This is a genomic window from Microbacterium sp. 69-10 (genome assembly GCF_001897945.1).
Classification (GTDB): domain Bacteria; phylum Actinomycetota; class Actinomycetes; order Actinomycetales; family Microbacteriaceae; genus Microbacterium.
This window is the reverse complement of the sequence record NZ_MKRT01000014.1, coordinates 1-7,028: the sequence shown is the minus strand read 5'-3', so window position 1 is coordinate 7,028 and position 7,028 is coordinate 1. Positions and strand designations below refer to the sequence as shown.

Sequence of the window (7,028 nt, the reverse complement as noted above, 5' to 3'; positions counted from 1 at the left end):
TCTCGGATGCCAGGAAGTCGGTCACCACGGCGGCGTCCGTGAAATGCCCGACCATGGGCTTGTCGGTCGAGGCGATGCCGCGGACGGTCGCGGCGAGGGCCGCGGCGCGGGCCCGGCGCTCCGCATCCGGCAGTGCCTCGAAGCCCGGGCGGATGCCGCCGAAGGGCTGCGCCTTGCCGTGCTCGGCGATGTACGCGGCGGCGGTGTCGATGATCCACAGGGAGTTCTTCTCGGACTCCTCCGAGGTGTCGCCCCAGGCGGTGATGCCGTGTCCGCCGAGGATGCAGCCCACGGCATCCGGGTTCTGCCTCTTGATCTCGGCGATATCGAGACCGAGCTGGAAGCCGGGGCGGCGCCACGGCACCCACACGACCTTGTCGCCGAAGATCTTCGCCGTCAGCTCCGGGCCGTCGGCGGCGGTCGCGATGGCGATGCCGCTGTCGGGGTGCAGGTGGTCGACGTGCGCGGCATCCACGAGCCCGTGCATGGCGGTGTCGATCGACGGCGCTGCGCCGCCCTTTCCGTGCAGGCAGTAGTCGAAGGCGGCGACCATCTCGTCCTCGCGGTCGATGCCGGGGTAGACGTTCACCAGCGAGCGCATGCGATCCAGGCGCAGTACGGCCAGCCCCTGCTCGGTGAGCGTGCCGAGGTCGCCGCCGGAGCCCTTGACCCACAGCAGCTCGACGGGCTGCCCTGTGACCGGGTCGGTCTCGGTGCCCTTGGCGGACGTGTTGCCTCCGGCGTAGTTGGTGTTCTTCGGGTCGGCGCCGAGCCGGTTCGACCGGGCGATGAGGGCGGCGGCAGTGGGGTTGGTCATGTTGGGGTCCTTATCAGGCTGTGGATGGCGTTCGAATCGCTCAAGTTGCGGCATTTCGGGGCGGAATGGAGCCACTTGAGCGATTCGAATCAGAAGAGGGTCGGGGTTCAGGCCCCCCAACCCGCCTGGACGCCGCCGACCCGGTCGGCCGCGATCCGCTCCAGATATCCGGATGCCGCGAACGCCGCCATCGGATCGGCGGGCAGCCCGCGCGACTCGCGCCACTCGGCCAGCGCCGGACGCACGTCGGTGTAGAAGGCGTCCATGAAGACGGCGTTGGCGCCGAGCACGTCACCCGACCTCTGGGCTGCGGTGAGAGCCTCGCGGTCGACCAGCAGTGCGCGCGCGGTCATCTCCTGCACGTTCAGCACCGAGCGGATCTGTCCGGGGATCTTGTCCTCGATGTTGTGGCACTGGTCGAGCATGAACGCCACGTCGGGGTTGTTCAGCCCCCCGCCGCGGACGACCTCGAACAGGATGCGGAACAACTGGAACGGGTCGGCGGCACCGACGATCAGGTCGTCGTCGGCGTAGAAGCGCGAGTTGAAGTCGAACGAACCGAGCTTCCCCAAGCGCAGCAGCTGCATCACGATGAACTCGATGTTCGTGCCGGGGGCGTGGTGGCCGGTGTCCAGGCACACCATCGCCTTCTCGCCCAGCGTGGACACCTGCGCGTAGCTCGTCCCCCAGTCGGGGACATCGGTGTGGTAGAACGCCGGCTCGAAGAACTTGTACTCCAGCACCAGCCGCTGGTCATCGCCGAGGCGGGCGTAGATCTCGCGCAGCGACTCGTTCAGCCGGTCCTGCCGTCCGCGCATGTCGGCCTGGCCCGGGTAGTTCGAGCCCTCGGCCAGCCAGATCTTGAGGTCGCGGCTGCCGGTGGCGTCCATCACGTCGATGCACGCGAGGTGGTGGTCGATGGCCTTGCGGCGCACCGCGGCATCCTCATGCGTGAGCGCGCCGAACTTGTAGTCCTCGTCCTGGAACGTGTTCGAGTTGACCGTGCCGAGCGTCATGCCCAGGTCCTCGGCGTGCTTGCGCAGGTCGCCGAAGTCGCAGGTGTCCCACGGGATGTGCAGGGCCACGCTGGGCGCCAGCGCGGTGTGCTCGTGCACCTGCGCGGCGTCGGCGATCTTCTCGAAGGGGTCGCGAGGCGTGCCGGGGGTGCCGAACACGCGGAACCGGGTGCCGGAGTTGCCGAACGCCCAGGAGGGGAGCTCGATCGCCTGCTTCTCGAGCTCGGACAGGATCTCGGGGGTGAGGATGCTCATGATTCGGTGCTTTCTGCTGCGGCGAGCTGCGTCTCGAGGTGGAAGACCTCGATGAGGGGTGTGGCGGCCTGGTCGGGCCGTCCTTCGAGGCCGACGAAGAACCGCGCCATCTCGGCCTCCCAGCGGGCGGCGACCTCGGATGCTGCGAGATAGGCCTGTGCAGCGGCATCGTCGTCGGTCTCGTAGTACCCGAAGAGCACGCCTCCGGGCGCGAGGAAGAGCGAGTAGTCGCGGCGGCCTGCGGCGGCGATCTCGGACAGCATCTCCGGCCATACCGGGGAGTGCCGTGCGAGGTACTCGTCGAGCAGTTCGGGCCGCACCTGCAGCTGGAACCCGACTCGGGTCATGGTGACGTCCTCTCACATCGATGTGATGGTCCGATGTCTCTTGAATCGTTTCATTGAATAGATCGACTCTAGGCTTGCTCGAGAAGGATGTCAATGCGGTGCCCGCAGAGAAGTTCGGGAGGGTGAACCATGGCAGTGGGCGTGAAGGATGTCGCGGCCGCGGCCGGAGTGTCAGTGGGCACGGTCTCCAACGTGCTGAACCAGCCGGATCGCGTCTCCGCGCGCACCGCCGAGCGCGTGCAGAAGGCGATCCGGGAACTCGGCTTCGTGCGCAACGACGCCGCCCGCCAGCTCCGCGCCGGCCGCAGTCGCAGCATCGGCCTGGTGATCCCCGACATCGGGAACCCCTTCTTCGCCGAGGTCGCGCGGGGCGCGGAGGACCGGGCGGCCGAGGCCGGCATGACCGTGCTGCTGGGCAACAGCGACGAGAGCGACGTCCGGCAGGAGGCGCACCTGGAGCTGTTCCAGGAGCAGCGCGTGAACGGGGTGCTGCTCACGCCGGCATCCGACGACCTGTCGTCGCTGCGTCGCTTCACGGATGCCGGGATGCCGGTCGTGCTCGTGGACCACGAGGTCGACGAGGGCGGGATCCCGTCGGTGTCGGTCGACGACGTCGAGGGCGGGAGGCTCGCGGTCAAGCATCTGCTCGACGCGGGCCGACGCCGGATCGCCTACGTGAGCGGGCCGCGCTCCGTGCGCCAGGTCGCCGAGCGTCTGCAGGGCGCACAGGCCGCCGTCGCGGAGGTTCCGGGAGCGACGCTCGAGGTCGTCGAGCAGGCGTCGCTGACCGTGCTGCAGGGGCGGGCAGCGGGGGAGGCGCTCGCCGCACGTGCGGAGCAGGACCGCCCGGATGCCGTGTTCGCCGCCAACGACCTGATCGCCGTCGGCCTGCTGCAGGCGTTCAGCTTCGCCTCGGGCGTGCGCGTGCCCGAGGACATCGCGATGATCGGGTACGACGACATCGACTTCGCCTCGGCGACGGTCGTGCCGCTGAGCTCGGTGCGCCAGCCCGCCAGGCTGCTGGGCAGGACCGGCGTCGAGCTGCTGCTGAAGGAGCTCGACAGTGCCACCCAGGACAGTGCCGACCACGACCGCCGTGTGCGGTTCCAGCCCGAGCTCGTGGTGCGCGACTCCAGCCGGGGGTAGAGCCTCAAGCCTCCCTCAACTCCCTGAGCCCGTGGCTGCCCCTCGGGTACCCTCGGACACATGCCAGCCGCGACGACGCAGTCCACCAAGCGCGAGGCCTTCGGATCTCGCAACGTGTTCATCCTCTCGGCCATCGGATCGGCGGTCGGCCTCGGCAACATCTGGCGGTTCCCCTACGTCGCCTATGAGGGCGGCGGCGGCGCCTTCCTCATCCCGTACCTGTGCGCGCTGCTGACCGCGGGTATCCCGCTGCTGTTCTTCGACTACGCGATCGGGCACCGGTTCCGCGGGTCGTCGCCGCTGGCGTTCCGCCGCATGCATCGCGCGGCCGAGCCGCTGGGGTGGTGGCAGGTGCTGATCTGCGTCGTGATCGCGACGTACTACGCGGTGATCATCGCCTGGGCGGCGATGTACACCTGGTTCTCCGCGCAGATCACCTGGGGCGCGGGCAACGAGAACGACTTCTTCTTCAAGGACTTCCTGCAGATGGGCGACGTCTCCAAGGGCGGCGTCTCGATGCAGTTCGTGCCGCAGGTCGGCTTCCCGCTGATCGCGGTGTGGGTCGTGGTCATCGTGATCATGGGCCTCGGCGTCAAGCGTGGCATCGGGCGGGCGAACACCGTGCTCATGCCGCTGCTGACCGTGATGTTCGTGGCGCTCGTCGTGCAGTCGCTCTTCCTTCCGGGCGCGGTCGACGGCCTGAACGCCTTCTTCACCCCGAACTGGGAGGCTCTCGCCGATCCGGCGGTGTGGGCCTCGGCCTACGGGCACATCTTCTTCTCGCTGTCGGTGGCGTTCGGCATCATGGTCACCTACTCCTCGTACCTGAAGCGCAAGACCGACCTGACCGGCTCCGGCCTGGTGGTCGCCTTCGCGAACTCGGGCTTCGAGATCCTCGCCGGCATCGGCGTCTTCGCGGCGCTCGGGTTCATGGCGCAGGCGCAGGGGACGGACGTCGCGCACACGGCGACCGCGGGGATCGGCCTGGCGTTCGTCGCCTTCCCGACCATCGTCTCCAACGCCGCGGGCGGATCGATCATCGGCGTCCTGTTCTTCGGCGCGCTGGTGTTCGCCGGCGTCACCTCGCTCATCTCGGTGCTCGAGGTGGTCGTCGCAGCTCTCCAGGACAAGCTCGGCTGGGGCCGGGTGCGCACGACGCTGGTCGTGTCCATCCCGATCGCGCTGATCTCGATCGCGATGTTCTCGACGACCACGGCGCTGGCCGTGCTCGACACCACCGACGCCTTCGTCAACGCCTTCGGCATCATGGCCGTCGCCCTGGTCGCGGTGATCGTGGTCGCGTGGCTGCTGCACCGGCTGCCGGCGCTGCGAGACCACCTCAACCGCCGCTCGAGCTTCAAGGTCGGCTGGTTCTGGATGCTGCTGGTCGGCGCGCTCGCGCCGATCGTGCTCGGCTATCTGTTCGTGAGCGAGGTCATCGCCAAGGTCTCCGAGCCGTACGGCGGCTTCCCGGGCTGGTTCCTCTCGATCTTCGGCTGGGGCATGGTGATCGCCCTCGTGGTGCTGGCGATCCTGCTGTCGCTGCTCCCGTGGAGTCATCGCTCGCACGCGAAGGACGATCCGGACTACGACGAGTTCCTCGTCGGGGAGAGCTACGCACCGGATGCGGAGACGGGCACCGTCAGAGTGTCGGACGCCGTCGCGGAAGGAGCGCGGTCATGACCCCGATCGCCGTCGTCATGATGATCGTCGCGATGGTCACCGTCTGGGGCGGCCTGATCGCCGGGATCGTCAACCTCGCCCGTCATCCCGAGGTCGCGGACGCCGAGCCGGAGCCGCCCGCCGAGCTGTAGCCCGGCCAGGCGCTCAGCGCCGCGACATCCACCCCGACACGCGCTCGATGGTCCGATCGAACCCGGGCTCCTCGGGGCGGTTCAGGTGCCCGTGGGTGGTGCCGGGTTCGAAGGACACGTCGATGTCGACACCGGCATCCGCCAGCGTGCGTGCGAACAGCTCGCCCGACACCCGCAGCTCGTCGACGTGCCCGTTGACCATGATCGTGGGCGGGAAGCCGGCCACGTCGGCGGGAGTCGCCCGGCCGGGGACGGCGCTGAGCGGCGCCTGCGCGACATCGCCGCCCAGGTAGGTCTCGTACATCGCGAGCACCGCAGGAGGGGTGAACACGTCGGCGGCCGGGTTCGCGTCCAGCGCCGCCCGCAGTTCGGCATCCGGCGCGGGCTGCACGGCCAGCAGGGTCGGGTACGCCAGGAAGACACCGGTGGGCAGGGGCAGAGCCGATGCCGTGCCCGGCGCGTGCCCGAGCAGTCGCAGCACCGCCCCGGCGATCAGGTTGCCGCCGGCGCTGGTGCCCCCGACGAAGAACCTCTCGGCGCCGAACTCGGAGGCGTGCTCGACCAGCCACGCCCACGCCGTCAGGATGTCGTCCGACCCGGCCGGGAACGTGCGCGAGCCGTCATCGCCGACGAGGGCGTAGTCGACCGAGACGACCGTGGCGCCCCGATCGGCGAACGCGCGGGCCACGGCATCCGCCTCGGGCATGTCCAGATCCCCGTGCACGAAGCCGCCGCCGTGCGCCCACAGCAGAGCCGATCCGCGCAGCGGACCGTCGGATGCGGGGTAGAGGCGGGCGAGACCATCGAGCAGGGTGCGAGGAGACGTCATGCACCCAGAATGGCACCGGTTTCACCGGAATACTGGCCGGAAGTCGCACCGGATGGTTGAATCCAGGCATGGCGCTGGAGAGGATCACCGGGCTGGAGTCGTCACGGGTGGCGGATGCCCTCCGCGACGACATCATGCTGGGCAGGCGCGAGCCGGGTTCGCGGCTGATCGAGCGCGACATCGCCGCCGCGCTGCAGGTCTCCCGGCTTCCGGTGCGGGAAGCCATCAAGGCGCTGGTCGCGGACGGCATCGTCGTGGCGCGGCCCCGCAGCTGGGCGGTCGTGCGCGAGTTCTCGGTGCAGGACCTGCAGGACTTCGCCGAGGTGCGCGCGGCCATGGAGACCCTGGCCTTCGTGCTGGCCACGCAGCGGGCAGACGAGGCCGCCCTCGCCCGGCTGGAGTCGATCATCGACGCCGAGGAGGCGTCGGCGCTCGCCGGCGATGCGGTCGCCTCGCGCCAGGCATCCGCGATGTTCCACATCGCCGCCGTCGAAGTGGCCGACAACGCGATGCTCACCGAGCTGGCGGCATCGCTGGTCACCCGGCTGCGCTGGCTGTTCGGCCAGCACGACGAGCTCGCCGAGATGGCCGTGCAGCACCGCGACATCCTCCGGGTCATGCGCGAGCGCGACGTCGATGCCATCAAGGAGATGATCCCGGCCCACCTCGATGAGGGAAGGATCGCCGCCGAGCAGCGGCTGCGCGCCCGCCACGACGAGAACGGCTGACGCGGGCGTGAACGGTGCCGTGCTTCCCGCGCACAGCCGATACCGTGGGGTCAGTGTCAGGGTGACAGTGCCGCTT

Annotated in this window: 8 protein-coding genes; 4 read left to right on the top strand and 4 right to left on the bottom strand. The window is 69.4% G+C overall.

What is annotated here, in order from left to right:
- The 3 genes from BGN97_RS05370 to BGN97_RS05360 all read right to left on the bottom strand — a co-directional run.
- Positions 1-817: class II aldolase/adducin family protein (locus BGN97_RS05370; RefSeq protein WP_292698680.1), on the bottom strand; the 817-nt coding region annotated here is incomplete at its 3' end.
- A 107-nt stretch (positions 818-924) separates the two neighbouring features.
- Positions 925-2,088 carry an L-rhamnose isomerase gene (gene rhaI, locus BGN97_RS05365; RefSeq protein ID WP_292698678.1) on the bottom strand — a complete coding sequence of 388 codons (1,164 nt, stop codon included), beginning with the start codon at positions 2,086-2,088 and terminating at the stop codon, positions 925-927.
- A complete protein-coding gene (locus BGN97_RS05360; RefSeq protein ID WP_292698676.1) occupies positions 2,085-2,435 on the bottom strand; it encodes an L-rhamnose mutarotase in 351 nt (116 codons plus the stop codon). Before BGN97_RS05360 ends, rhaI begins: the two co-directional genes overlap by 4 nt.
- Before the next feature lie 129 nt (positions 2,436-2,564).
- Here BGN97_RS05360 and BGN97_RS05355 point away from each other — a divergent pair, with 129 nt between their 5' ends.
- Genes BGN97_RS05355 through BGN97_RS05345 form a run of 3 tightly spaced genes read left to right on the top strand, consistent with a single transcriptional unit; the run spans position 2,565 to position 5,395 of the window.
- The gene (locus BGN97_RS05355; RefSeq protein WP_292698675.1) at positions 2,565-3,581 is read left to right on the top strand and encodes a LacI family DNA-binding transcriptional regulator; all 1,017 of its coding nucleotides are present in this window, start codon (positions 2,565-2,567) and stop codon (positions 3,579-3,581) included.
- A 60-nt stretch (positions 3,582-3,641) separates the two neighbouring features.
- Positions 3,642-5,264, top strand: coding sequence for a sodium-dependent transporter (locus tag BGN97_RS05350; protein ID WP_292698673.1), 1,623 nt, complete (start codon positions 3,642-3,644; stop codon positions 5,262-5,264).
- A complete protein-coding gene (locus BGN97_RS05345) occupies positions 5,261-5,395 on the top strand; it encodes a methionine/alanine import family NSS transporter small subunit (RefSeq protein ID WP_292698671.1) in 135 nt (44 codons plus the stop codon). Before BGN97_RS05350 ends, BGN97_RS05345 begins: the two co-directional genes overlap by 4 nt.
- Before the next feature lie 13 nt (positions 5,396-5,408).
- On the opposite strand, the gene BGN97_RS05340 is transcribed toward BGN97_RS05345, so the two are convergent.
- A complete protein-coding gene (locus BGN97_RS05340) occupies positions 5,409-6,224 on the bottom strand; it encodes an alpha/beta hydrolase fold domain-containing protein (RefSeq protein WP_292698669.1) in 816 nt (271 codons plus the stop codon).
- Positions 6,225-6,292: 68 nt separating this feature from the next.
- On the opposite strand from BGN97_RS05340, the gene BGN97_RS05335 reads away from it, so the two are divergent.
- Entirely contained in the window at positions 6,293-6,952 is a 660-nt protein-coding gene (locus tag BGN97_RS05335; protein ID WP_292698667.1) for a GntR family transcriptional regulator, read from the top strand.
- Positions 6,953-7,028: the final 76 nt, after the last annotated feature.